Origin of the sequence: Saccharopolyspora sp. CA-218241 (genome assembly GCF_050954615.1) — a bacterium.
GTDB classification, from domain to species: Bacteria; Actinomycetota; Actinomycetes; order Mycobacteriales; family Pseudonocardiaceae; genus Saccharopolyspora; species Saccharopolyspora cebuensis.
The window spans coordinates 5,092,505-5,115,271 of record NZ_CP191860.1 but is presented as its reverse complement, the minus strand read 5'-3'; the positions used below and the strand labels follow the sequence as shown (position 1 = coordinate 5,115,271).

Here is a 22,767-nt window from a genome sequence, read left to right as displayed (position 1 = left end):
GTCCAACGTCTATTGGCGGATGAACATAAAGTAGGATCGGGACGCTGTAAAGACCTCAGGGGCACGACCGCCGTGGTCGGAGTCGCCGGGCGGAAGAGAGGCGGGAACACGTGCGGGCGGCGGAAACCGGTGCTTCGGAGCCCTACCCTTCGACGCCCTACCCTTCGACCCTGGGACCGCTGTCGCGGCGGATCCTCGACCTCATCCGCGAACGCGGGCTGCGCTCGGGCGATCCGATGCCCACGGAGGTGGAGCTGATCGACGTGCTGGCGGTGTCCCGCAACAGCGTCCGCGAGGCCCTCCGGTCACTGCGCACCCTGGGCATCATCGAGGTCCGGCACGGGTACGGCACGGTCGTCGGCGAACCGTCGCTGCACGTGCTCTCCCCGTCGTTGGTCTTCCGCACCGTCACCACCACCTCGGGCGTGCTCGACGAGCTGCGCAACCTGGTCGAGATCCGCGAACTCATCGAGACCGGCGTCGTCGAGCGGTTGGCGGGCACCGTGCCGGAGTCCACGTTGGACGCCCTCGACGAGCTCTGCGACACGATGACCCGCTCCCCGCTGGACCCCGAGACCGACCGCGCGTTCCACCGCCGCCTCTACGCCGAGGTGGACAACCCGCTGGTCGGCCAGCTCATCGACGTCTTCTGGGACGCCTACCACGCGGGCGGGGCCGCCCTGGACGCGCCGAAGGGCAGCGAGACCGCGCAGACCCTCCGCAGGCACCGGGCGATCGTCGCGGCGCTGCGCTCCGGCGACGGCACCGCGGCGCGCTCGGCGATGACCGACCACTTCGCCGAGATCAAACGGCGCCTCGACACCGCCCGCTCCACCGCGCCGTGACGCGGCGCCCCGTCACGCCCGGCGGCGGACGGGGGCGAGGATGAGGCCGGCCAGGGCGTCGGAGAGGAAGCTGCCGACGCCGTCCCAGGCGGGGGCGCGGTCGCGGACGTGGATGTCGGCCTCGTGGTCGGCGCAGACGTGGGCGACGGTGAGGCCGGCGAGCCGGGCGCGCTTGCGGACCAGGGACGGGTCCAGGTGCCGGGTGGTCTCCATCAGCCGCCGGGACGCCTCGAGGATGTGCGGGGACCGGGACAGCTCCTCGGCGACCAGGTCGCGCCACGGCGGGTCGACCATGACCTGCAGCGTGAACCGCGCGTACCAGGTCGGGGCGCCCAGTTCGTCGAGCAGCGCGACGATCGGCAGGTTGAGCGAGTCGATGTGGTCCTGCGGGTCGGTCGAGCCGGCGGTGCGCTCCAGCATCCGCACCCGGTGCGGCTCGGTCTGCTCGTTGCGGTGGCGCACGATGGCGAGCACCAGGTCGGTCTTGCCGCCGAAGTGGTAGCCGACCGCGGAGTTGTTCGCGGTGCCCGCCTCGGCCGCCACGGTCCGGTTGGACACGGTGGTGATGCCCTGCTCGGCGTAGAGGCGTTCGGCGGTGCGCAGCAGCGCCTCGCGCGTCGTCCTCGCGGTCTCGTCGCTCACCGGTACATCCTCTCGCAGGTCGTGGCGTCGCCGGCGCCCGGTTCGCCGGGAACCGGGCGGGATCGCTATCCTCGGATTTTAAGTCAGGTGACTTCGGCGTCGTCGCGGTCGGCGGCCGGTGTCCGAGCACCCCGTCGAAAGGACGCGCATGTCCGACGAGTCCGCACTCCTGGAACAGCTCGAATTCGACCCGGACGAGCTCCGCGCCCGCTACCGGGCCGAGCGCGACCGGCGGATCCGGCCCGACGGCAGCAAGCAGTACCACCGCGCCACCGGTGAGTTCGGCTACTACGTCGAGGACCCGCACGCCGATCCCGCCTTCACCCGCGAGCCGCTGCACGACACCGTCGAGGCGCTGGTCATCGGCGGCGGCTTCGGCGGTCTGCTCGCCGCCGCGCGGCTGCGCCAGGCCGGGCTCGGCGACATCCGCGTGGTGGAGAAGGCGAGCGACTTCGGCGGCACCTGGTACTGGAACCGCTACCCGGGCATCCACTGCGACATCGAGTCCTACGTCTACCTGCCGCTGCTGGAGGAGGTCGGCTTCGTGCCGTCCTGGAAGTACTCCCCCGGCGAGGAGATCCGGCAGCACGCGCGGGCCATCGGGCGCACCTTCGACCTCTACGGCCAGGCCTGCTTCCAGACCGAGGTCACCGGCCTCACCTGGGACGACGACGCCTGCGAGTGGGAGGTCGCCACCGACCGCGGCGATCTGGTGCGCGCCCGCTACGTGGTCATCTCCAGCGGGCCGTTCAGCCGGCCGAAGCTCCCCGGCATCCCCGGCATCGAGGACTTCCGGGGCCACACCTTCCACACCAGCCGCTGGGACTACGACTACACCGGCGGCGGCCCCGACGGCGGGCTGCACCGGCTCGCCGACAAGCGGGTCGCGCTGATCGGCACCGGGGCGACCGCGATCCAGGTGGTGCCGCACCTCGGCCGCGACGCCGGGCACCTCTCGGTGTTCCAGCGCACCCCGTCGCTGGTCGACGTGCGGGACAACCGGCCCACCGATCCGGAGTGGGCGGCCTCGCTGCCCCCGGGCTGGCACCGCCGCCGCCGGGACAACTTCCTCACCCTGGTCACCGGCGGGCAGGCCGAGGAGGACCTGGTCGACGACCGCTGGACCAGCAGCGCGCGGTTCCTGCAGGACCTGATCCCCAACGGCGCCGGCCGGGAGCAGGGCCTGGCCGCGGAGATCGCCGACTTCCGCAAGATGAACGAGATCCGCGCGCGGGTGGACGAGATCGTCGCGGACCCGGCGACCGCCGAGGCGCTCAAGCCCTGGTACCGCTACATGTGCAAGCGGCCCACCTTCAGCGACACCTACCTGCAGACCTTCAACCGGCCCACCGTGTCGCTGGTCGACACCGGGGGCCGGGGCGTCGAGAGGATCACCGCGAACGCCCTGGTGGTCGACGGCGTGGAGCACGAGGTGGACTGCATCGTCTTCGCGACCGGCTTCGAGGTCGGCTCCTCGCTGTTCGACCGCACCGCCATGCGGATCACCGGTCGTGGCGGCACCACCCTGCTGGAGCACTGGCAGCGGGGTCCGCGGACGCTGCACGGCTTCTACAGCCACGGCTTCCCGAACCTGTTCCACCTCGGCGCGATGCAGAACGCCTCGTCGGTGAACTTCGTGCACGTGCTCGACGAGCAGGCCGTCCACGTCGGGGAGGTCGTCGCCGAGGCCGAGAAGCGGCAGGCCGCGCGGGTCGAGCCCAGCGCCGAGGCCGAGCAGCGGTGGGTCGCGCGGATCGAGGCCCAGGACACCAGCGCCCAGCACGCCTTCCACGCCGAGTGCACCCCGAGCTACTACAACAACGAGGGCGCCCCGACCGGCCGCTCCTTCCAGTACGCGGGCGGACCGGTCGAGTTCTACGAGCTGGTGGCCCGCTGGCGCGCCGAGGGCGGCATGGACGAGGTGCTCGCGTGACCGCCGCGGCGAGCCGGTTCGGACGCCCCGTCGAGGCCGGGGTCACCCGGGTGACGCCGCCGAGCCGGCTGTGGGGTTCCAACGGCGTGGCGTTCGGCCCGGACGGGCGGCTGCACGTCGCCCAGTTCCTCGGCGGCCGGATCAGCGCCGTCGACCTGGCCTCGGGGGACGTCGAGGTCGTGGTGCCGGTGGACGGCCCGGTCCGGGCGCCGGACGACCTCGCCTTCGGCGCGGACGGCTCGATGTACATCGCCGACCTCGTCCCGGGGAAGGTGTGGCGGCGGACCCCCGCGGGCGAGTTCTCGCTGGTCTCCGACGAGCTGATCGCGCCGAACGGCATCACCTGCGTCGGCGATCGGCTGTTCGTCAACGAGATGCGCCCCGGCGGTCGGCTGCTGGAGCTGACCGCGGCCGGTCCCGCGCTGCTGGCCGAGGAGCTGGCCTGGGGCAACGCGATGCAGCTCGGGCCGGACGGCCACCTGTACTACCCGCACATGATGACCGGGCAGGTGTGGCGGGTGCCGGTCGACGGCGGCGCGGCCGAGCTGGTCGCCGAGGACCTCCCGCAGCCGGTCGCGGTGCGGTTCGACCGGGCCGGGACGCTGGTCGTGCTGTCCTCCGGCGCCGCGGGCGCGGTGACCCGCATCGACCTGGACACCGGGAGCCGCTCGACGTTCGTCACCGGCATCACCGGGCTGGACAACGCGGCGTTCGACGCCGGGAACCGGATGTTCGCCTCCAGCTTCGCCAGCGGCGGCATCGCCGAGGTGCGCGTGGACGGGCGGTTCCAGGAGGTGGTGCCGCGCGGGTTCAACGGCCCGTTCGGCGTGGCGGTGGACCGGGGCGGCGCGGTGCACGTCGCCGACCACTTCAGCCTCGCGCGGCTCGGCGAGGAGGTGACCCGGGAGCTGCTGGTCTTCTCCCGCGGGGTCGCGACCGAGGCGGAGCTGCTGCACCTGACCACCGGGCGCGGGGAGGTCCGCAGCCACGACCCGGCCACCGGGACGAACCGGGTCCGGGCCACCGACCTGCGGGAACCCACCGGCATCGCGGTCGCCCCGGACGGCGCGCTGGTGGTCGCCGAGACGGGGGCGGGCCGGGTGCTGCGGATCGACCCCTCGGACGCGGTGTCGGTGCTCGCGGAGGGCCTCGGCGAGCCCGTCGACGTGGCCCTCGACGCCGACGGGCGCTGCTACGCCGCCGACGGGGCCACCGGTGCGGTGCTGCGGCTCGACGCCGAACCCGTGGTGGTCGCCGACGGGCTCGACGTGCCGCACGGCCTGGTGGTGCGCGGTGGCGAGCTGGTCGTGGTGGAGACCGGGCGGCGCAGGCTGCGCGCGATCCCGCTCGACGGCGGCCCGGCGCGGACGGTCGTCGAGGACCTGCCGGTCGGACCGCCGCCGGGCACCACGCCCCCCGAGCCGGACCCGTCGTCGGGGGTGACGATGCAGCCGCGCGCGTTCGCCGGTCTGGCGCTGGACCCGTCGGGCGACCTGCTCGTCGCCGCCGACGGGGAGGGCAGCGTGCTGCGCGTGCCGCGCTGACCGCCCGGGGAGCGCGGCGGGACCCCGCGCTCCCTCAGGCCAGTCCGGCGTCGTGGGTGATGATCGCGACCTGGGTGCGGTTGGCGGCGTCGAGCTTGGCCATGATCCGGCTCAGGTGCACCTTCACCGTGGACTGGCTCATGAACAGGTCGGTCGCGATCTCGGCGTTGCTGTGGCCCTGGGCGACGGCGACCGCCACCTCGCGCTCGCGGGCCGTCAGCTCCGCCACCCGCGATCGGGCCTGCGGCGCGGCGGTACCGGCGGAGAAGGTGGCCAGCAGCTTGGTGGTGATGCGCGGGGAGAGCATCGCCTCGCCGCGCGCCACGACGTGCACCGCGTTCGCCAGCTCGCGCGGCGGGGTGTCCTTGAGCAGGAATCCCGCCGCGCCGTGCTGGAGCGCGGCGTAGACGTACTCGTCGAGGTCGAAGGTGGTGAGCACCGCGATCGCCGGCGGCTCGGGCAGCGCGGCGAGCCGCCGGGTGACCTCCAGGCCGCCGACGCGCGGCATCTGGATGTCGGTCAGCACCACGTCCGGGCGGTGCTTGGTCACCAGGTCCACCGCCACCGAGCCGTCGCCGCCCTCCGCGACCACCTCGATGTCCGGATCGGCGTCGAGGATCAGCCTGATGCCGCCGCGCACCAGTTCCTCGTCGTCCAGCAGGACCACCTTGACGGCCACGCCATCACCTCATCCGAGCGCCGGGAACACCGCCCGCACACGGTATCCGCCGTCCTCGGTGCGCCCGGCGCGCAGTGCCCCTCCGGCCAGCGTCACGCGTTCCCGCATGCCGATCAGGCCGTAGCCGGAACCCGGGACGGCCTCGGCCCCGTCGTCGCGCCCGGGGCCGTTGGTCACGGTCACCTCGACGTCGTCGTCGGCGGTGATGTCGACGCGCACCGGGGCGCCCGGGGCGTGCTTGCCCGCGTTGGTCAGCGCTTCCTGCACCACGCGGTAGGCGGCCCGCCCGACCTCGGTGGAGGTCTCGGGCATCGGGTCGGGCCTGGTCAGCCGGACGTCGGCGCCCGCGGCCGCGGCGTCCTCGACCAGGTTCGCGATGCCTTCGGCGGAGGCGTCGTCGGCGAGGTCCCCGGTCGCCTCGTGGCCGTCGTCGCGCAGCACCTGCAACATGCTGCGCAGCTCGGTGAGCGCCGTGGCGCTGGTGCTGCGGATGACCTCGGCGACCTCGCCGGTGCGCTCGTCCGGGGCGGTCATGGTGAGCGCCCCGGCCTGGAGGGTGATCACGCTGCACCGGTGGGCGACCACGTCGTGCATCTCCCGGGCGATGCGCCTGCGCTCGGCGGTGACGGCCCGTTCGGCCAGCAGGTCCCGCTCGCGCTCGGCCTGCTCGGCGCGTTCCCGCAGGCTGGCCAGCAACTGCTTGCGCTGGAACACCCACAGGCCCAGCAGCAGCGGGAACGCGGTGATGAGCAGCAGGCCGAGCACGACGGGCACGACGTCGACCGGTTCCAGGTTCTTCGCGCCCAGCATGGAGGCGCCGAAGGCCACCGCGTAGGCCGCCCAGAGCTGCATCGACGGCCCGCGGTACCGGGCCATCGTGTACACCGCGACGAAGATGGCCGGGCCGGGGTCGCTGAAGATAGACAGCGGCACGAGCATCGCGATCGGCACCCACGGGAACCGCCTGCGCACGAGGAACGTGGCGAACACCACGAGGATCTGCGCGGCGTTGACGACCACCGAGTCGGTGGGGATGCCCCAGTCGCCGCTGGGGATGCAGAGGAACGCCACCGCGATGTCGAACAGCAGGGACCGGATCCGGCCGTCCCACCAGGACAGCCATCGCCGTCGGGACTTCAGGAAACGCACGGCCCCACGGTAGTGCTCCTCCACGCCGCCTCCTGGCAGAGCCCGGTACCCGTGGCCGGGGACCGGACGTGTCGTGCGCGTTCTCGCGCTGCGGTGGGCCGGGACGGCCCGCTTGCCCCGTCATGGTCGGCCGGGCGGTGCCCCGGGCGCGTCCCGAATCCGGCCGGTGCGCCCTACCACTTTCGGCCAAGTCGGCCCGAGCGGGAAGGGTGACGTGCGGTCGGGGCCGGCGGGGCAGGATGGAACGCGTCGGGGCCGGAGGGTTCCGATGTGGACTGACGAGAGGACAGTGGGAACGATGTCGATGCTGCTCGCGCACGGCGGCGCCGCGGCCGCGGAGGCCGGGGGCCAGATCTTCGGGTTGGCGCTGTTCGGCGCGATCGCGCTGGGGCTGCTCGCCTACGCGGTGCTGTTCATCGCGGCGCTGATCAGCATCGTGGCTTCTCCGCACGGGATGGGGATGAAGGTGGTGTGGATCGTCTTCGCCTTCATCGCCCCGTTCATCGGGAGCGTCCTGTGGTTCGCCCTCGGCAGGCGGGACGCCTTCCGGACGGCCTGACCGATCGGCCGAGGCCGGACGTCGCTACCTGGCCGGAAGTACGAGATCGATCCCGGCCCCGCGGCTGAGCCGCGGGGCGGGGTGACCCGCATACGGTCGACAGCACCGAATCGCACGACGGTCGGCGTCCGAGGCGCGCCGCCCGCGGAACGCTTTCGCACCCAACACGAGGAGGACGACATGATGGTGGACTTACCGAGCAGCGGTCCTTCCGGGCACCGGTCGCCCCGCGGCGGTCGGCACCGGTCGTGGCTGTACGGGCTGCTGGGCGCGTTCGCGCTCACCGGGGCGCTGGTGCCCACGGCAGCGGCGGACGTCGGGGCGAAGATCATCGGCGGGGACGACGCCACCGAGCCGTACCCGTTCATGGTGTCCCTGCAGCAGGCGAGCAACGGGATGCACTTCTGCGGCGGCTCCCTGGTGGACGACGAGTGGGTCGTCACCGCCGCGCACTGCGCGGCCGGCTGGGCGCCCGGCGACATCACGACCCGCATCGGCAGCGCCGACCGCTCCAGCGGCGGCACGGTGACCGGCATCAGCGAGATCGTGGTGCACCCGGAATACAGCATGTCGCCGTTCCACGCGGACATCGCGGTGCTGAAGCTCGACCGGCCGGTCGAGCACGAGCCGATCGCGATCGCCGAGGAGGCGGGGCCGGTCGGCACGCCCACCCGCGTCCTCGGCTGGGGGATGACCTGCGAGGACGGCGCGGAGTGCCCGGCGCCGCCGGAACGGCTCCAGCAGCTCGACACCGAGCTCGTCACCGACGAGAACTGCACCACGGACTTCGACGGGGCGACCGAGCTGTGCACCGACAGCCCGCGGGAGAACGCCCAGGCCTGCTACGGCGACTCCGGCGGGCCGCAGCTCCAGGGCAGGCCCGGCCAGTGGGAGCTGATCGGCGCCACCAGTGGCGACGGTGACGACGACCCGATCTGCGCCACCGGGCCCGGGATCTGGACCGACGTGACCGCCTACGCCGACTGGATCGAGCAGCACGTGGCGGCCTGACCAGGCCACAGCGCCGCGCCACCTTCCGGATCAGTCGATCCGGGAGGTGGCCACCGCACCGTTGAAGACGTCGTCACCGGCGGTGTCCCGGGATCGTCGACGCGCTTGTCGACGACGACCTTCCACGGGGTTCCGCCGGCGTTGCGGCACAGCTCCCGCTTGCGCCACAGCTCGCCCCGGGCCCCGGCCGGTAGGTCAACGTGAGCACCGGGCACGGGCGACCGTCCACCCGGCAGTCCGCGACCGTGACGGGGGTGTCCGCCCCGGGCGCGGCGGGCAGCGCCGCGCGGGGACCGGTCACCGGCCGCGGTCGCCGTTCTGGGGGTTTCTGTTCTCGCCGTCACCGTGCCCGTCCCCATCGGGTGCGGCGGCGTCCGGGGCGGGCCGGTGCTGCTGCGCACGGCGAGGGTGGGCGCGAGCACGATCGCCTCGGTGTCGGTCCGGTCGTCGTCGAGCCGCTCGGCCGCGGCCCGCACGGCGCGTTCGGCCATCGCGGTGGCGTCCTGGCGAACGGAGGTGAGGGACAGGAACGACAACCGGGCAGTCCTGCTGTCGTCGTAGCCGACCACCGAGAGGTCCCGGGGGGCGTGGATCCCGGAGCGCACGAGCGTCTCCAGCAGGCCGCAGGCGCAGAGGTCGTTTCCCGCCACCACGGCGGTGGGCAACGTCGGCTCGGCGAGCAGCGTCCGCGCCGCGCGGGCGCCGGACTCCTCGGTGTAGTCGCCCGGGAGCACCCGGAGGTGCGCGCCGAGACCGCGCGCCCGCATCTCCCGCAGGTAGGCCTGCCGCCGCTCGGCCGCGCCGGGGAGCTCACCGCCGTCGACGTGGACGATCTCGCGGTGCCCGAGCTCGACGAGGTGGTCCACGGCGAGCCGGATGCCGTCGGAGTCGGAGGTGCGGACGCTGTCGGCGCCCGCCGCTCCGGTGCGCTGCCCGATCTCCACCACGGGTACCTGCTGGGACACCGTGGCCAGGTGCGCCGGTGCCTCGGCGGACAGGCCGATCAGGATGAGCGCCTCGCACCGGAGCCCGAGCAGCTCGTCGATCGCCTCGCGGACACCGCGGCTGGGCAGCATCGCGCTGAGCACGATGCTGTAGTCCAGGCGCGCGGCGGCCGGGTAGAGCGCCTCGACCAGGTGCGGGTCGAGCGAGTGCTCCATGGTGAACAGCACCCCGAGCTGGCGGGTGCGGGCGCGGCGCAGCAGCCGGGCGGCGGTGTCGGCGTGGTAGTCGAGGTCCTCGGCGGCGCGCAGGATGCGGTCGCGGGTGCCCGCGTTCGGGCCGGGTCGACCGGCCAGCACCAGGGAGACGAGCTGGCGGGACACGCCGACGCGCGCGGCGACGTCGGCCATGGTCGGGCGCTTGCCCCGAACCGGCCCCGCGCGGTCCGGTGCCGGGCGAACCGGCCCCTCGCGGTCCGGTGGCGGGCCGTCCGATCGCGCGCCGTCCGGTCGCGCGGGGTCCGGACCTCCCGGCGGACTCGACATCCACGTCCCTCCTGCTCCCGGAAGCCGGCGTTTCCCGCTGCGGTCACCGCCCCGGCCCGGTGCCCGCCATCCCGGCGCCGGGCCCTCACGTCGACCGGCTCGGCGTCGACCGGCCCGGCTTCCCCGGTCCGTGCGCTGCCCGGTCCTGCGCCGACCGGCTCCCGCGCCGTTCGGTCCGTGCGCCGGGCGATCGCGGTCCCGGCCCGCCCTGGCGGGCGGTGTTCGGCACCAGTTCTACCGCGTTCCCGGTCGCGGTACGGCGACGTGGTGCGGGTCAGCTCACAACGCCTACCGATTGAAGGCGCGGGGGACGCCTGCGACCCTGGATTTAGCACGTGCCAAACGTGATGCCCGCGGGCTCCGGGCGCGTGCGTTCTCCGGCGAGCGCCGATGCCGCCATCCCGTTCCCACGTCTGAAAGGTCCGCGCGTCATGGCCTTGGCCCTGTTCGCTCTCGCTCTCGGAGCGTTCGCCATCGGCACCACCGAGTTCGTGATCATGGGCCTGCTGCCCGAGGTGGCGTTCGGTCTCGACGTCTCGATCCCCGCCGCGGGCAGCCTGATCTCGGCCTACGCGGTCGGTGTGGTGCTCGGCGCTCCGCTGCTGACCGCCCTGAGCACGCGGCTGCCGCGCAAGTCGGCCCTGCTGCTGTTCCTGGGCGTGTTCATCGCCGGGAACCTCGTGACCGCGCTCGCCCCGTCCTACCCGACCGTGTTCCTCGCCCGGCTGCTCGCCGGTCTCCCGCACGGCGCGTTCCTCGGCGTCGGCACGCTCGTCGCCGCGAACCTCGTCGGTCCGGCCGGGAAGGCCACCGCGGTCTCCCGGGTGCTGCTGGGGCTGACCGTCGCCAACATCGTCGGTGTCCCGGGCGGCACCTTCCTCGGCCAGGTCTTCGGCTGGCGGGCGGCTTTCCTGGTGGTCGCGGCCATCGGTGCGGTCGCGGTGCTCGGCGTGCTCGCCTACGTCCCCCGGATGCCCGCCCCGGAGGGGGTCGGCCTGCGCCGGGAGATCGCGGCTCTCGGCCGCCGCCAGGTGGTGCTCGGCCTGACCACCGGCGTGTTCGGCTTCGCGGGCGTCTTCGCGGTCTACAGCTACATCTCGCCGATGATGACCGTGCTGGCCGGGATGCCGGCGGGCGCCGTGCCCGTGGTGCTGGCGCTGTTCGGCGTCGGGATGACCGCCGGGTCGCTGGTCGTGGGGCCGCTGGCCGATCGCGCGCTGCGCCCGACGATCTACGCCTCGCTGGCGCTGCTGGCCGTCGTGCTCGTGCTGTTCACCTTCGCGGTGCACAACCCGTGGACGGCGGCGATCGGCGTGGTGCTGCTCGGCGGGGCGGGCTTCGGCGTCACCGCGCCGCTCCAGGTGCTGGTGATGAACGAGGCCCGCAGCGCCCCGACGATGGCGGCGGCGTCGAACCACTCCGCCTTCAACCTCGCCAATGCCGGGGGCGCGTGGCTGGGCGGCGTGGGCATCAGCGCCGGGCTCGGCCTGATCTCCCCGGCCCTGATCGGTGCCGTGCTCACCGTCGTGGGCCTGGCCCTCGCGCTCATCGCCGGACGCAGCGCCCGGCGCCCCGGCACCACCGCAGCCCCGGACCGGGAACCGGTCGAAGCCGCGCGCTGACCTCCCACCAGGACCGGGCACAACCATCCCCGGCGCGCCACCTCGCAAAGCCACCCCACCCGCTCGTTCAGGTGATCTCGATCCAGGTGAGGGGCCCCTTGCCCCAGTAAGGACCGCTTTCGCCAATGGCCTGCGTGGCGGTGCGGGTGGCGGAACCTCAGCGGCCTTCTCGCTCCGGGCGCCCTTCCTGATGTACAAGCGCGTACACGGCGTCAGGGCGTCCTCGCGAGAAGACCGCTGAGCGGTCACGTCCGAGCACGGGCCGCGGTGCCGGTTGACGGCCGCACCGCATGCGGCTCCGCCGCATTCCGAAAGGACCCCTCACTCGGGCAAGGGTGCCCCTCACTCACCCCCCTTCCGGGTGAAACGCGGCACCCGCGCTCAGCCGTCGCGCTCGGTGGGCGCGATCGTTCGCGGGTGGCCGAGGCCGGGAAGGCGCCGAGAATCCGGGGCGGTCCCCGGCGGAGTCCGGTGTGGACGGACGGGGCGGTGTTCGGTCACCTCGTCGAATCCCGTCCGGTCGATCCGGGTGCTCTGCCGGGCATTGGCCCGGCCGACCTCGGGCGGCTGGCCTCGGGTGGTCGGCCCGTTCGGGCGATCCGGGGTGTCCCGGTGCGGAGGTGTGCGCGCGTCCGGCTCGGGTGGGGGCCGCACGTAGACTGCGCCGGTGCGACGCGTGACCGGTAAGCAGGTGGTCGAGGTGGGGGCCGCCGAGTTCGACGCGATGGTGGAGCGCCACGACGGCGTGGTCCTGGACGTCGGCACCGGCGACGGCAAGCACGCGTTCCACCTCGCCCGCGAGCGGCCCGACGAGCTCGTGGTGGCGCTGGACGCCGCGAAGGACAACATGCGCAAGGTCGCCACCAAGGCGGCGGCGAACCCGAAGAAGGGCGGGCTGCCGAACCTGCTGTGCGTGTGGGCCGCGGCGGAGCGGTTGCCCGCCGAGCTGCGCGGCGTGACCGAGCTGCACGTGCTGATGCCGTGGGGCAGCCTGCTGCGCGGGATGCTCGGCTCCGATCCGGCGATGCTGTCCGGCCTCGCCGAGGTGTGCGTGCCGGGCGCGAAGCTGCTCATCACGCTGAACCTGCACGCGTGGCGACCGCCGGTGCCGGAGGTGGGGGAGCACCCGGAGCCGACGCCGGAATCGGCGCTGGTGGACCTCGCGCCGCGCTTCGCCGCTGCGGGGTGGCGGCTCGACGACGCCCGCTACCTCGACGCCGAGGCGGTCGCGGCGCTGTCGACCTCGTGGACCCGGCGGCTGAACTCCTCGCGCGAGCGGTTCGACGTGCTGGAGCTGACGGGGGTCATCCCTTCTTGAGGGCGAGCACCGCGTCGTAGGCCAGGCGCCGGGTCCAGCCGGGTTGCGCGGCCAGCGCGGCGGCCAGCGTCTTGGGGGAGACGTCCTGGTCCAGCAGCGATTCCAGCAGGGCGGGCCACCGCGCGTCGGGATGCTCGGCGGTGCTGGTCGCGGTCGCCACCGGTTCGAGGCAGCAGACCAGTGCGCCGCTGCCCGGCTCGGCGTCCTCGACCGGAGTGCGCCGGGGGCGTTCGGCGCGGCCCGGCGCGGTCGGGGCGAGCACGGCGGTGCGGGTGCCGAGCAGCCGGCGCGCCTGGTTGAGCAGCTTGGGCAGTTCGGCCGCCGTGGTGCGCAGCACGATCCGTGCGGCGTGGTGGGTGCGCAGCAGGTCGGGCAGGGTCCGGCGGTCGACGGCTCCGGCGAGCACGACCGGTGCCGGGGTCGGTGCGGCGGCGGCGACGGCGAGATCGGTGGGCACGCCGAGCAGTTCGACGTGCTCGGGCGCGTCGGCGGGCAGCGGGGTGGTCGGGTCGACGCCGGTGACCACGAGCGTGCGGCCGGGCGCGGGCGCGCGGTGCTCGGGGGCGTGGTCGCGGACGGCCTGCTCGGCGATCGGGTCGGCGGTGATCACCTCGTCGGCGGCGGCGAGTTCGGCGGTCAGCCGGGGGTCCGCGCCGGGTCCGGCGTGGTAGCGGATCAGTGCCGGTGCGGCGTCGGTGTCCCGGCGCACCGCCACGTCGATCTCGGCCGCCGGGTCGGCCAGCAGCTCGACCAGGTCGCGGGGCAGCGCCGAGGCGGCGAGCCCGGCGTCGGTGGCGAAGGTGGTGGGCAGCCGTTCGGCGCTGCGCCGGACGATCGCGGTGCCGCCGGGGCGCCAGCCGGAGTGGGCGAGCGCGCGGAACTCGGTGCTCAGCGCGCCGCAGCGGATCTCGATGCGCACCGGTCCGGCGACCGGGTGGGCGGGCGCGGCGGTGGTGCCGACCCCGAGGACGCAGGTGGCCCGCGCGGTGATCTCGGCGTCGGTGGTGAACTCCAGGGTCTTGCCGTGGGTGGCCCGGACGTCGTGGTGCCCCCGGGCGCGCAGCCGCAGCAGTTCGGCGGCCATGGTCAGGAGCGCACCAGCCGGGCGATGGCCTGGTTGGCCTCGCGGAGCTTCTCGTCGGCGACCTCGCCGCCCTCGGCCAGCGCCTCGGCCACGCAGTGCTCCAGGTGGTCCTCGAGCAGGCCGAGCGACACCGCCTGCAACGCCTTGGTGACCGCGCCGACCTGGGTGAGCACGTCGATGCAGTACTCGTCCTCGTCGATCATCCGCTGCAGGCCGCGGATCTGGCCCTCGACGCGGCGCAGCCGCTTGAGGTAGGCGTCCTTGTCCTCCGCGTATCCCCGCATCAGCCCTCCGATCGGTTCCGGCGGTCCACGATACCGGCGCGCCCGCCGCTGCCCGGCCAGGCGCCTCCCGGAACCCCGGCCCCACCACGACGGGCCCCGCGAGCGGCCCGGGACCGATCACCCGGAAGGGTGCTGAGTGAGGGGCGCCTTCATCCGACTGTGCCGGATGAAGGCGCCCCTCACCTGGACATACCTCGTGGGGGTATCAGGTGTCGGTGTTGCCCGGGAGGGGGCGGAAGCTCCGCAGCCGGAGGCTGTTGGAGACCACGAACACCGAGCTGAACGCCATCGCGGCCCCGGCGATCATCGGGTTGAGCAGCCCGGCCGCCGCCAGCGGCAGCGCCGCGACGTTGTAGGCGAACGCCCAGAACAGGTTGCCCTTGATGGTGCCGAGGGTGCGCCGGGACAGCCGGATCGCGTCCGCGGCGGCGCGCAGGTCGCCGCGCACCAGCGTCAGGTCCCCGGCCTCGATGGCCACGTCGGTGCCGGTGCCCATCGCCAGCCCCAGGTCGGCCTGGGCGAGGGCCGCGGCGTCGTTCACGCCGTCGCCGACCATCGCCACCGCGCGGCCGTCGCGCTGCAACCGGGCCACCGCCTCGACCTTGTCCTGCGGCAGTACCTCGGCGATGACCTCCTCGATGCCCACCTCGGCGGCCACCGAGCGCGCCACCGCCTCGTTGTCGCCGGTGAGCAGCACCGGGCGCAGGCCGAGGTCGCGGAACTGCCGGATCGCCCGCGCCGAGGTCGGCTTGACCACGTCGGAGACCACCAGCACCCCGCGCGGCACGTCGTCCCAGGTCACCACCACGGCGGTGGAGCCGGCGCGTTCGGCGGCCGACTTCGCCCCGGCCAGCTCGCCCGGCAGTTCCCGGGCCGCGCCCGGAGCGGTGCGGCCGACGACCACCGCCCGGTCCTCGACGGTGCCGCGCACGCCCAGGCCCTCGTCGTTGCCGAATCCGGTGACGGCGGGCAGCGCCCCGACCCGGTCCCGCCCGCCGGTGGCGATGGCCCGCGCGATCGGGTGCTCGGAGGCGTCCTCCACGGCGGCGGCGAGCCGCAGCACCTCGTCGGCGTCCTCGCCCTCGGCGGCGTGCACCTCGGTCAGGGTCATCCGCCCGGTGGTGACGGTGCCGGTCTTGTCCAGCACCACGGTGTCCACCCGGCGGGTCGACTCCAGCACCTCCGGGCCCTTGATCAGGATGCCGAGCTGCGCGCCGCGACCGGTGCCGACCAGCAGCGCGGTCGGCGTGGCCAGCCCGAGCGCGCACGGGCAGGCGATGATCAGCACCGCCACCGCCGCGGTGAACGCCGCCGTGGCCGTGCCCCCGGTGAACAGCCAGAACGCGAGCGTGCCCAGCGCGAGCACGATGACGATCGGCACGAACACCGCGGAGATCCGGTCGGCGAGGCGCTGCACCGCGGCCTTGCCGTTCTGCGCCTCCTCGACGAGGGCGGCCATCCGGGAGAGCTGGGTGTCGGCGCCGACGCGGGTCGCCCGCACCACCAGCCGCCCGCCGGAGTTGACCGTGGCGCCCACCACGGTGTCGTCCGGGCCGACCTCCACCGGCACCGATTCGCCGGTGATCATGCTGGCGTCGACCGCCGAGCTGCCGTCCTCGACCACGCCGTCGGTGGCGATCTTCTCGCCCGGGCGGACCACGAAGCGGTCCCCGACGGCGAGCCGCTCCACCGGGATGCGCTCCTCGCGGACCTCGCCGTCGGCCCCGGTGCGCAGCACCGCGACGTCCTTCGCGCCGAGCTCCAGCAGCGCCCGCAGCGCCGCCCCGGCGCGCCGCTTGGACCGGGCCTCGAAGTAGCGGCCGGCCAGGATGAAGGTGATGACGCCGGCCGCGACCTCCAGGTAGATCGCGCTGGTGCCGGACATCGCGTCGGCGCCGAACTCGAACCCGTGGGTCATGCCCGGGTGCCCGGCGGTGCCGAAGAACAGCGCGTAGAGCGACCAGGCGAAGGCGGCCAGGGTGCCCATCGAGATGAGCGTGTCCATCGTCGCCGCGCCGTGGCGCAGGTTGGTCCAGGCCGCGCGGTGGAAGGGCAGCCCGGCCCACACCACGACCGGCGCGGCCAGCGTCAGCGACAGCCACTGCCAGTAGGTGAACTGCAGCACCGGGATCATCGCCAGCAGGATCACCGGGATCGACAGCGCCGCGCTGACCAGCAGCCGGGTGCGCAGCCCGGTCTCGTCGCGGTCCTCGGCGGCGGGCTGCTGCTCCGGTTCCTCCGGTTGCGGGAGGGCGGCGCCGTAGCCGGTCTTCTCCACCACGGCGACCAGGTCCTCGGGCGCGACGGACCCGGGGTAGCTGACCTTGGCCTTCTCGGTGGCGTAGTTGACGCTGGCCGCCACGCCGTCGAGCTTGTTGAGCTTGCGCTCGATGCGGGCGGCGCAGGAGGCGCAGGTCATGCCGGTGATGGCCAGCTCGATCCGCTGGTCGGTGCGCTCGGTGACCGCGCTCATCGGTTCTCCTCCAGGTCGGGTGGTGCGGTCGGCGGTGCGGGCCGCCGACCCGGTCGCGCCCGTCACGATCGTCCCACCAGCTCGTATCCGGCCTCGGCGACGGCCTCCCGCACGGCGTCCTCGTCCGGGGTGGTCTCGCTGGTCACGGTGACGGCCCCGGAGGGCAGGTCGACCGCGACGCCGGTGACGCCGGGGACCTCGCCGACCTCGGAGCGCACCGCGGACGCGCAGTGGTCGCAGGTCATGCCGGTGACGGTGTAGGTGATCTCCACGGTTGGCCCCTTCGTCGGTGTGCTACTGCGTTCATACCATACCCCCCTAGGGTATTAAGTCAACCCGCCGCGCCGGACGATCGCCGCCCTCGATGTTGGGCCGTTCGAGCGAATTCCGCCGGACCGGGGCCCGCGGCGGCCCGGCTCCGGCAAGCTGCGTGACCAGCGGGGCGGGACCGCCCCCGGACCGGGAGGAGCGCCGTGGCCGTCCAGCACGCCGGCAGCGGACCGGTGCAGGCGCCGGCGGAGGAGCACGACACCACCCGCCACCTGTCGGCCGCCGTGCACGTCGACGAGGTCTTCGCCGACGCGCTCATCGAGGAGTGCCTCTCCGAACCCACCCGGGCCATCCCGCCGTCGCCGGGCATCGACCCGGTCGCGGTGCTCGCCGAAGCGCTCGCCGGACGCCGCACCCGCGTGCTCCGGGACTCGGTGCTGCTCGGCCTGTTCGTCCTGGCGCTGCTGACCAACTTCCCCCTGGTCCTCGGCTGGGCCGTCGTGGGCGGCTTCGGGTATGGCACGTACCGGGCGTTGCGGCGCCTGGGCGGCCGGGACCGCCTCCGGCCCGGCGCGACGGTGCTGGTGGGCGTCCTCAGCGGTCAGCTGGTGCTGGCGGTGCTGGTGTTGTCGCTGCTGATCACGACGCTGGCCTACCTCGACGGCGCCGCCTTCGGCGCGGCGCTGGTGGGCACCCTGGCGGCGCTGGCGGTCGCGGCGATGCTGGGCGTCGACCGGTTCCAGGTGCGCGCGCTGCTGCGCGACCGGTTCGCCCCGGAGAAGTACCCCGCCCAGGGACCGGCGATCCCGTGGCCCCCGGCGCCGGACTCCTGGTACGCGCCCCGGCTCGGCCTCATCGCCGCCACCGCGAACCGCTCCAACGTGCTGGTCCACGACGGCTTCGACCCGTTCGTCGGGTCCGGTGAGCTGGCCCACGCCTGGTCCATCGCGATCCAGCTCCGGCCGGCCGGCTCGGCGACGCCGACCCCGCTCACGGCGGGCGCGATCCTGGAGAAGGTGCGCACCGAGATCGCCGACCTGGCGCACCCGGGCACGCTCGCCCCGGGCGGCCGGTTCAGCGGCCTGCAGCACGCGGAGGAATACCTCACCTCGGCGACCTCGCTGCTGCGGCACGGCCGCGAGCCGGCCGGGACCGCGGTGCTGCCGGACCCGGACCAGCCGCCGCGCGCGTGGGTGGACCCGGACCAGCCGCCGGTCGGCGCGGCCTCCGAGTGGCTGCGGCCGTACCAGGTCTTCCGGGTGGCGTCCTGGCAGCAGGACCTGGTGGTCTCCAGCTACCTGCACGTGGCCTGCGACGACCGGACGCTCTACCTGGAGTGGAACGCCTGCGCGCTGAACCCGATCAAGGAGGAGTACCGCTACGAGCGGATGCGGCTGCGCGGCGGCGGGTTCGCGCTGCTGAGCGGTCTCGCCGACGCGGTCGCCTTCCCGGTGACCGTGCCGCGGCGGGCGCGCACCCTGTTCCGGGCGGCGCGGGACGCGGCGGGGTGGCGGCGCCGCACGCCGGACGACCCGTCCCGCTACGGCGCCCGGTTCAGCGTCCGCGAGCTCGCCGCCGACGAGCACCGGCACACCTACCTCCAGGAAGTCGACGGCCTGCGCTACACCAAGTTGATGGAGCGCCGCACGCTGGCCGCGGTGGACCACGTCCTCGCCGAGCACGGGCTGGAGACCGAGGAGTTCGCGAACCAGGCGACCACGGTGGTGCAGTCGACGGTGATCAACGGCGGTCAGTTCTCCGGCACCACCGTCGTCGGCCAGGACAACACCACCCGCGTCGACAAGGGCAAGGAACAGCGCCGGGAACAGCGCAGGGAGCAGCGATGAGCGACGGGACCGAACCGACCCCGGGCCAGTCCGCCTCGGTCAGCGGCGGCACCTTCCACGGGGTCACCGTGGTCGGCCAGGGCAACCAGGTGCACGCCGCGGTGGGCGGCGACGGCGCGCCGGACCGCGAGGAGCTCCGGCGGCTGGTGGCCGAGCTGGTCGAACGCCTCGGCGACCCGGAGCCGATCGACGCCGAGCGCGCCGTGGCCCGGGACCGCGCCGAGCAGCTCGTCGAGGAGCTCGACGGCGACGCCGAACCCCAGCAGATCGGCAAGCTGTGGAACCGGTTGTCGCTGGCGTTGCAGGCGGTGCGGGTGGGCATCGACGTGGCCCGGATCGGCGACCTCGTCGCGAGCGTCACCGGCGGCTGACCATCACCCGGGCGTCGCGACCGGACCGGTCGGCTCGGGAGCCCGGGCGAACCGCTCGATCGCCTCGGCCGCGGCCGGTGGTCCGCCGGTGGCCCGCACGACGTCGCGCATCGCCGCGGTGCGGGCCCCGATGGCCGGGTCGGCCGCGACCTCGTCGACGGTGTCGCGCAGCACCGCGGCGTCGAGCCCGGTGGCGGGCAGTTCCACGCCGAGGCCGAGTTCGACGACGCGGCGGGCGTTGGCCGCCTGCTCCGGCATCTGCGGCACGGCGACCAGCGGCACTCCGAAGTGCAGCGATTCCATCGTGGAGCCCATCCCGGTGTGGGACAGGAACACCGTCGCGCGCCGCAGCACCGCGGGCTGCGGGAAGTACGGGCGGATCTCCACGTTGGCCGGGATCGGGCCGAGGTCCGCGGCGGACACGTGCTCGCCGATGGCCATCGCCACCTGCCACCGGGTGTCGCCGAAGGCCGCCAGGCACAACCGGAAGAAGTCCGGGCGCGCGTTGAACGCGGTGCCCAGGGAGATGAACAGCACCGGCCCGTCCCCGGCGGGCCACCAGCTCGTGTCCTCGCCGCGCGCGCCCAGCGACGGCCCGACGAACCGGAACCGCTCGTCGAAGGTCGCGCCCTCGTACTGGAACTCGCGGGGCAGGAACACCACGTTGCGCTCCGCCGGGCGGCTCAGGTCGGGGGCGGACACGCCGCACTCGGCGGCCAGCCCGGCCAGCTGCGCCTGCAACGCGCCGAGCAGCCCGAGCGCCGGGTGGTCCGCGTCGCCGGGCGAGATCCGCTCCAGCAGGTTGAACTCCTCGTTGCTGGCGTGCGACGGGTGCAGCGCGATCGAGCGCGTCCCGGTCCGCTCGGCGGCCATCCGCCCGGCCTCGGTCATGGTGTCGTAGCACAGCGCCTCGGCCGGATCGCGCCGCAGCAGCGCCGCCAGGGTGCCGAAGTCCTCCCGGGCGCCCGCGATCATGGTGTCCAGCGCCTCGCGGAACAGCGCCGGGTCCGGTGCCGAACCGGTGGTGGGCGGCGGTCCGGGCAGGTGGGTGGCCAGCGGCAGCAGGGTGGCGCCCGCGGCCTCCACCGCCCCGCGCCACTGCTCGCCGGTGCCGTAGGTGACGCGGTGGCCGGCGCGGACGAGTTCCGCGACGACCGGCAGCGTCGGGTTCACGTGCCCGGTCGCGGGCACGCTGGCGAAGACGAAGTGCACCGTTCTCCTCCCAGGGGAATCACAGCGGACGGCGGAAGCCCTTGACGGCCAGGGCGATGGCGAGCGCGCACAGCACACCGCTGGTGATCACCGCCGAGAGCACCCCGGTGCCCAGCGGCAGCGCCAGCGAGAGGTTCCGGGAGGCGTCCACGGCGTAGGTCAGCGGGTTGACCGTGGCGACCGCCCCGAGCCAGGCGGGCAGCGAGTCGATCGGCACGAAGGCGCTGGAGGCGAACATCAGCGGGAACATGGCCAGGAAGCCGATGCTCTGCATCACCTCCTCCTTGCGCACCCACACCGCGATGGCGAGGAAGACCCAGCTCAGCGCCCAGCTCACGAACACCGACAGCAGCAGCGCGCCGACCGCGCCGGTGATGCCGCCCGCCGGGGAGAAGCCGAACAGCACCGCGCCGACCAGCAGCAGGAAGGCCAGCTGCACCGCGGTGCGCACCAGGTCGGAGAGGCTGCGCGCGAGCAGGATCGAGCTGGGCCGGATCGGCATCGTCCGCAGCCGCCGCAGCACGCCGTTCTTGAGGTCGGTGATCAGGCCGACGCCGGATTGCAGCGCCGCGCCGATCCCGGTGGTGACCAGGATCGCGGGCATCAGGTAGTTGATGTAGCTGCCGCTGTCGGTGGCGACGCTGCCCATCATCGCCTTGCCGAAGACCTGGCTGAACAGCGCGAGCATGATCAGCGGTTGCAGCAGGCTGAAGATGAGCACGCGCGGGTCCTTGACCAGCGCCCGCAGCGAACGCCCGGTGAGGACGAGCACCTGGGTGCCGAATCCGGCGCCGCGCCAGCTCCTCGGATGGCTCGTCCGGGCAGGCGGGGTCGCGGTGGTGGTCATGGCCGTCCTCTCCGTCAGGCCGTGGTCGGCGCGGGGTGGGCGAGGCTGAGGTAGACGTCGTCCAGCGTCGGTTCGCCGAGGCCGAGGTCGCCGACCTCGACGCCGGCTTCGTCGAGCGCCCGCACCACGCCCGCCAGCTCCCGCGAGGCGCCGACCGGGATGGTGAAGGCGCCGCGCTCGGCGTCGTGGGCGGGGTGGAACCCGGCGCCGGACAGCGCCCGCGACGCCCGGTCGGCGTCGGCCGGTTCGGCCAGCCGCGCGGTCACGGTCCGCTGCCCGACCTGCGCCTTGAGCTCCGCCGACGTGCCGGAGGCGACCACCCGGCCCGCCGAGAGCACGGTGATCGAATCGGCCAGCCGGTCGGCCTCGTCGAGGTACTGGGTGGTCAGCAGCACGGTGGTGCCGTCGACGACCAGCGACTCCACGATCGACCACAGCCCCATCCGGCTCACCGGGTCCAGCCCGGTGGTGGGCTCGTCCAGGAAGATCACGTCCGGGTGGCCGACCATGCCCGCCGCCAGGTCCAGCCGCCGCCGCATCCCGCCGGAGTAGGTGCGGGCCGGCCGCCCGGCCGCCTCGCTGAGGTCGAACAGCGACAGCAGCTCGTCGGCGCGCTCCCTCGCCTCGCGCTTGCCCGCGCCGAGCAGCCGCGCGATGAGCACCAGGTTCTCGATCCCGGAGAGCTGCTCGTCGACCGAGGCGAACTGGCCGGTCAGGCCGATCCGGGAGCTGACCTCGCGGCTGCGGCGCACCACGTCGAACCCGGCGATCCGCGCCGTGCCGGCGGTCGGCGGGCGCAGCGTGCTCAGGATGTCGATCAGAGTGGTCTTGCCCGCGCCGTTGTGCCCGAGCAGCCCGAGCACGGTGCCCGCCGGGACCTCCAGGCTCACCTCGTCGAGCGCGAGCACCTCGCCGAAGCGCATGCTCACGCCCTCGACCTCGATGATCGGGTCAGCCATCGTCGTCCTCCTCGTGCCGGGCCAGCGCCCCGCGCAGCAGCACGTCGATGCGGCGGCGCACGGCGTTCCGGCGGTCCTGGTCCTGGTCGAGGTGCAGGCCCATGAGCTGCCCGAGCAGCATCGCGGCGAGCTCCTCCGGCTCGATCCGCAGCGCGGCGGCCTCGGTGCCGGTGGCCTCGGCCAGCGCCGCGCGCATCTCGCGGAAGTAGGCGGTCCGGGCGCTGCCCGGATCGTCGTCGGGGTCCAGCTCCCGCAGGTCCTGGCCGGTGGTGACCAGGGCGTGCATCAGCTGCCCGGCGCGTTCGAAGTGCGCCAGGAACAGCTCGGCGGCGTCGGTGAGCCGGTCGGCGAGCTCCGCGTCGGCGGGCAGCGCGCGGATCTCGGCGGTCACCTCGCCGGTGTCGAGCAGGGCGCCGACGCAGGCGCGCAGGATGGCTTCCTTGTCGGGGAAGACGCGGAACAAGGTGCCCTCGGCCACGTCGGCGGCGAGCGCGATCTGGCGGGTGGTGACCGTGGCGCCGTGCTCGGCGAGCAGCGGCAGTGCGGCGTCCACGATCGCCGCGCGGCGCTTGTCGGCGCTCATCGCGGGGGAGCGCCGCCGACGTGCTTCGGTCACGCTCGCCAAGGTATG

The 22,767-nt window shown here is 74.1% G+C and carries 21 protein-coding genes; 9 read left to right on the top strand and 12 right to left on the bottom strand.

The window, feature by feature from the left end; all coding sequences use genetic code 11:
• Positions 1–110 precede the first annotated feature (110 nt).
• A complete protein-coding gene (locus tag ACQP0T_RS24345) occupies positions 111–845 on the top strand; it encodes a FadR/GntR family transcriptional regulator (RefSeq protein ID WP_433870141.1) in 735 nt (244 codons plus the stop codon).
• Between the two features lie 12 nt (positions 846–857).
• Here ACQP0T_RS24345 and ACQP0T_RS24340 read toward each other — a convergent pair whose 3' ends face one another.
• A complete protein-coding gene (locus tag ACQP0T_RS24340; RefSeq protein ID WP_433870140.1) occupies positions 858–1,487 on the bottom strand; it encodes a TetR/AcrR family transcriptional regulator in 630 nt (209 codons plus the stop codon).
• 148 nt (positions 1,488–1,635) lie between these two features.
• Between ACQP0T_RS24340 and ACQP0T_RS24335 the strand changes: the two genes are divergently transcribed.
• On the top strand, positions 1,636–3,420 hold the full coding sequence (locus tag ACQP0T_RS24335) for a flavin-containing monooxygenase (RefSeq protein WP_433870139.1): 1,785 nt from the start codon (positions 1,636–1,638) through the stop codon (positions 3,418–3,420).
• Entirely contained in the window at positions 3,417–4,964 is a 1,548-nt protein-coding gene (locus tag ACQP0T_RS24330; protein WP_433870138.1) for a hypothetical protein, read from the top strand. The genes ACQP0T_RS24335 and ACQP0T_RS24330 overlap by 4 nt, the downstream gene beginning before the upstream one ends.
• A gap of 34 nt (positions 4,965–4,998) precedes the next feature.
• Here ACQP0T_RS24330 and ACQP0T_RS24325 read toward each other — a convergent pair whose 3' ends face one another.
• Together ACQP0T_RS24325 and ACQP0T_RS24320 are read right to left on the bottom strand one after the other, a co-directional pair.
• On the bottom strand, positions 4,999–5,643 hold the full coding sequence (locus ACQP0T_RS24325; protein WP_433870137.1) for a response regulator: 645 nt from the start codon (positions 5,641–5,643) through the stop codon (positions 4,999–5,001).
• A gap of 9 nt (positions 5,644–5,652) precedes the next feature.
• On the bottom strand, positions 5,653–6,792 hold the full coding sequence (locus ACQP0T_RS24320; RefSeq protein ID WP_433870136.1) for a sensor histidine kinase: 1,140 nt from the start codon (positions 6,790–6,792) through the stop codon (positions 5,653–5,655).
• A gap of 298 nt (positions 6,793–7,090) precedes the next feature.
• Between ACQP0T_RS24320 and ACQP0T_RS24315 the strand changes: the two genes are divergently transcribed.
• A complete protein-coding gene (locus ACQP0T_RS24315; protein ID WP_433870135.1) occupies positions 7,091–7,351 on the top strand; it encodes a PLDc N-terminal domain-containing protein in 261 nt (86 codons plus the stop codon).
• A gap of 180 nt (positions 7,352–7,531) precedes the next feature.
• Entirely contained in the window at positions 7,532–8,362 is an 831-nt protein-coding gene (locus tag ACQP0T_RS24310) for a S1 family peptidase (protein ID WP_433870134.1), read from the top strand.
• Here the strand turns inward: ACQP0T_RS24310 and ACQP0T_RS24305 are convergent.
• Positions 8,326–9,714 carry a LacI family DNA-binding transcriptional regulator gene (locus ACQP0T_RS24305; protein WP_433870133.1) on the bottom strand — a complete coding sequence of 463 codons (1,389 nt, stop codon included), beginning with the start codon at positions 9,712–9,714 and terminating at the stop codon, positions 8,326–8,328. The two genes, ACQP0T_RS24310 and ACQP0T_RS24305, sit on opposite strands and share 37 nt — an antisense overlap.
• A 566-nt stretch (positions 9,715–10,280) precedes the next feature.
• Here ACQP0T_RS24305 and ACQP0T_RS24300 point away from each other — a divergent pair.
• Positions 10,281–11,471: an MFS transporter gene (locus ACQP0T_RS24300; protein ID WP_433870132.1), complete on the top strand. Its 1,191-nt coding sequence runs from the start codon at positions 10,281–10,283 to the stop codon at positions 11,469–11,471.
• 667 nt (positions 11,472–12,138) lie between these two features.
• Positions 12,139–12,789, top strand: a complete 651-nt coding sequence (kamB, locus tag ACQP0T_RS24295; RefSeq protein WP_433870131.1) for a 16S rRNA (adenine(1408)-N(1))-methyltransferase KamB — start codon at positions 12,139–12,141, stop codon at positions 12,787–12,789.
• Here the strand turns inward: kamB and ACQP0T_RS24290 are convergent.
• From ACQP0T_RS24290 to ACQP0T_RS24275, 4 genes are all read right to left on the bottom strand, one after another.
• Positions 12,776–13,873 carry a DUF371 domain-containing protein gene (locus ACQP0T_RS24290; protein WP_433870130.1) on the bottom strand — a complete coding sequence of 366 codons (1,098 nt, stop codon included), beginning with the start codon at positions 13,871–13,873 and terminating at the stop codon, positions 12,776–12,778. The genes kamB and ACQP0T_RS24290 overlap by 14 nt on opposite strands.
• Before the next feature lie 2 nt (positions 13,874–13,875).
• On the bottom strand, positions 13,876–14,157 hold the full coding sequence (locus ACQP0T_RS24285; protein WP_345358162.1) for a metal-sensitive transcriptional regulator: 282 nt from the start codon (positions 14,155–14,157) through the stop codon (positions 13,876–13,878).
• 205 nt (positions 14,158–14,362) lie between these two features.
• A complete protein-coding gene (locus tag ACQP0T_RS24280; protein WP_433870129.1) occupies positions 14,363–16,630 on the bottom strand; it encodes a heavy metal translocating P-type ATPase in 2,268 nt (755 codons plus the stop codon).
• A 62-nt stretch (positions 16,631–16,692) separates the two neighbouring features.
• Entirely contained in the window at positions 16,693–16,902 is a 210-nt protein-coding gene (locus tag ACQP0T_RS24275) for a heavy-metal-associated domain-containing protein (RefSeq protein WP_345358168.1), read from the bottom strand.
• 201 nt (positions 16,903–17,103) lie between these two features.
• Between ACQP0T_RS24275 and ACQP0T_RS24270 the strand changes: the two genes are divergently transcribed.
• On the top strand, positions 17,104–18,747 hold the full coding sequence (locus ACQP0T_RS24270) for a hypothetical protein (RefSeq protein WP_433870128.1): 1,644 nt from the start codon (positions 17,104–17,106) through the stop codon (positions 18,745–18,747).
• Complete coding sequence (locus ACQP0T_RS24265; protein ID WP_433870127.1) at positions 18,744–19,118, top strand: hypothetical protein; 375 nt, start codon at positions 18,744–18,746, stop codon at positions 19,116–19,118. The genes ACQP0T_RS24270 and ACQP0T_RS24265 overlap by 4 nt, the downstream gene beginning before the upstream one ends.
• A gap of 3 nt (positions 19,119–19,121) precedes the next feature.
• Here the strand turns inward: ACQP0T_RS24265 and ACQP0T_RS24260 are convergent, their stop codons facing one another.
• Genes ACQP0T_RS24260 through ACQP0T_RS24245 form a run of 4 tightly spaced genes read right to left on the bottom strand, consistent with a single transcriptional unit; the run spans position 19,122 to position 22,752 of the window.
• On the bottom strand, positions 19,122–20,330 hold the full coding sequence (locus ACQP0T_RS24260; protein ID WP_433870126.1) for a macrolide family glycosyltransferase: 1,209 nt from the start codon (positions 20,328–20,330) through the stop codon (positions 19,122–19,124).
• Positions 20,331–20,349: 19 nt separating this feature from the next.
• Positions 20,350–21,177: an ABC transporter permease gene (locus ACQP0T_RS24255; protein ID WP_433870125.1), complete on the bottom strand. Its 828-nt coding sequence runs from the start codon at positions 21,175–21,177 to the stop codon at positions 20,350–20,352.
• Between the two features lie 14 nt (positions 21,178–21,191).
• A complete protein-coding gene (locus ACQP0T_RS24250; RefSeq protein ID WP_433870124.1) occupies positions 21,192–22,136 on the bottom strand; it encodes an ATP-binding cassette domain-containing protein in 945 nt (314 codons plus the stop codon).
• Positions 22,129–22,752: a TetR/AcrR family transcriptional regulator gene (locus ACQP0T_RS24245; RefSeq protein WP_433870123.1), complete on the bottom strand. Its 624-nt coding sequence runs from the start codon at positions 22,750–22,752 to the stop codon at positions 22,129–22,131. The genes ACQP0T_RS24250 and ACQP0T_RS24245 overlap by 8 nt, the downstream gene beginning before the upstream one ends.
• Between the last annotated feature and the right edge of the window lie 15 nt (positions 22,753–22,767).

Excerpts from the sequence above, each read along its gene's own strand:
- ACQP0T_RS24265 (WP_433870127.1), top strand. The coding sequence starts at position 18,744 with ATGAGCGACGGGACCGAACCGACCCCGGGCCAGTCCGCCTCGGTCAGC.
- ACQP0T_RS24255 (WP_433870125.1), bottom strand. The coding sequence starts at position 21,177 with ATGACCACCACCGCGACCCCGCCTGCCCGGACGAGCCATCCGAGGAGC.
- ACQP0T_RS24305 (WP_433870133.1), bottom strand. The coding sequence starts at position 9,714 with ATGGCCGACGTCGCCGCGCGCGTCGGCGTGTCCCGCCAGCTCGTCTCC.
- ACQP0T_RS24250 (WP_433870124.1), bottom strand. The coding sequence starts at position 22,136 with ATGGCTGACCCGATCATCGAGGTCGAGGGCGTGAGCATGCGCTTCGGC.
- ACQP0T_RS24285 (WP_345358162.1), bottom strand. The coding sequence starts at position 14,157 with ATGCGGGGATACGCGGAGGACAAGGACGCCTACCTCAAGCGGCTGCGC.
- ACQP0T_RS24300 (WP_433870132.1), top strand. The coding sequence starts at position 10,281 with ATGGCCTTGGCCCTGTTCGCTCTCGCTCTCGGAGCGTTCGCCATCGGC.
- ACQP0T_RS24290 (WP_433870130.1), bottom strand. The coding sequence starts at position 13,873 with ATGGCCGCCGAACTGCTGCGGCTGCGCGCCCGGGGGCACCACGACGTC.
- ACQP0T_RS24315 (WP_433870135.1), top strand. The coding sequence starts at position 7,091 with ATGTCGATGCTGCTCGCGCACGGCGGCGCCGCGGCCGCGGAGGCCGGG.
- ACQP0T_RS24310 (WP_433870134.1), top strand. The coding sequence starts at position 7,532 with ATGATGGTGGACTTACCGAGCAGCGGTCCTTCCGGGCACCGGTCGCCC.
- ACQP0T_RS24335 (WP_433870139.1), top strand. The coding sequence starts at position 1,636 with ATGTCCGACGAGTCCGCACTCCTGGAACAGCTCGAATTCGACCCGGAC.
- ACQP0T_RS24280 (WP_433870129.1), bottom strand. The coding sequence starts at position 16,630 with ATGAGCGCGGTCACCGAGCGCACCGACCAGCGGATCGAGCTGGCCATC.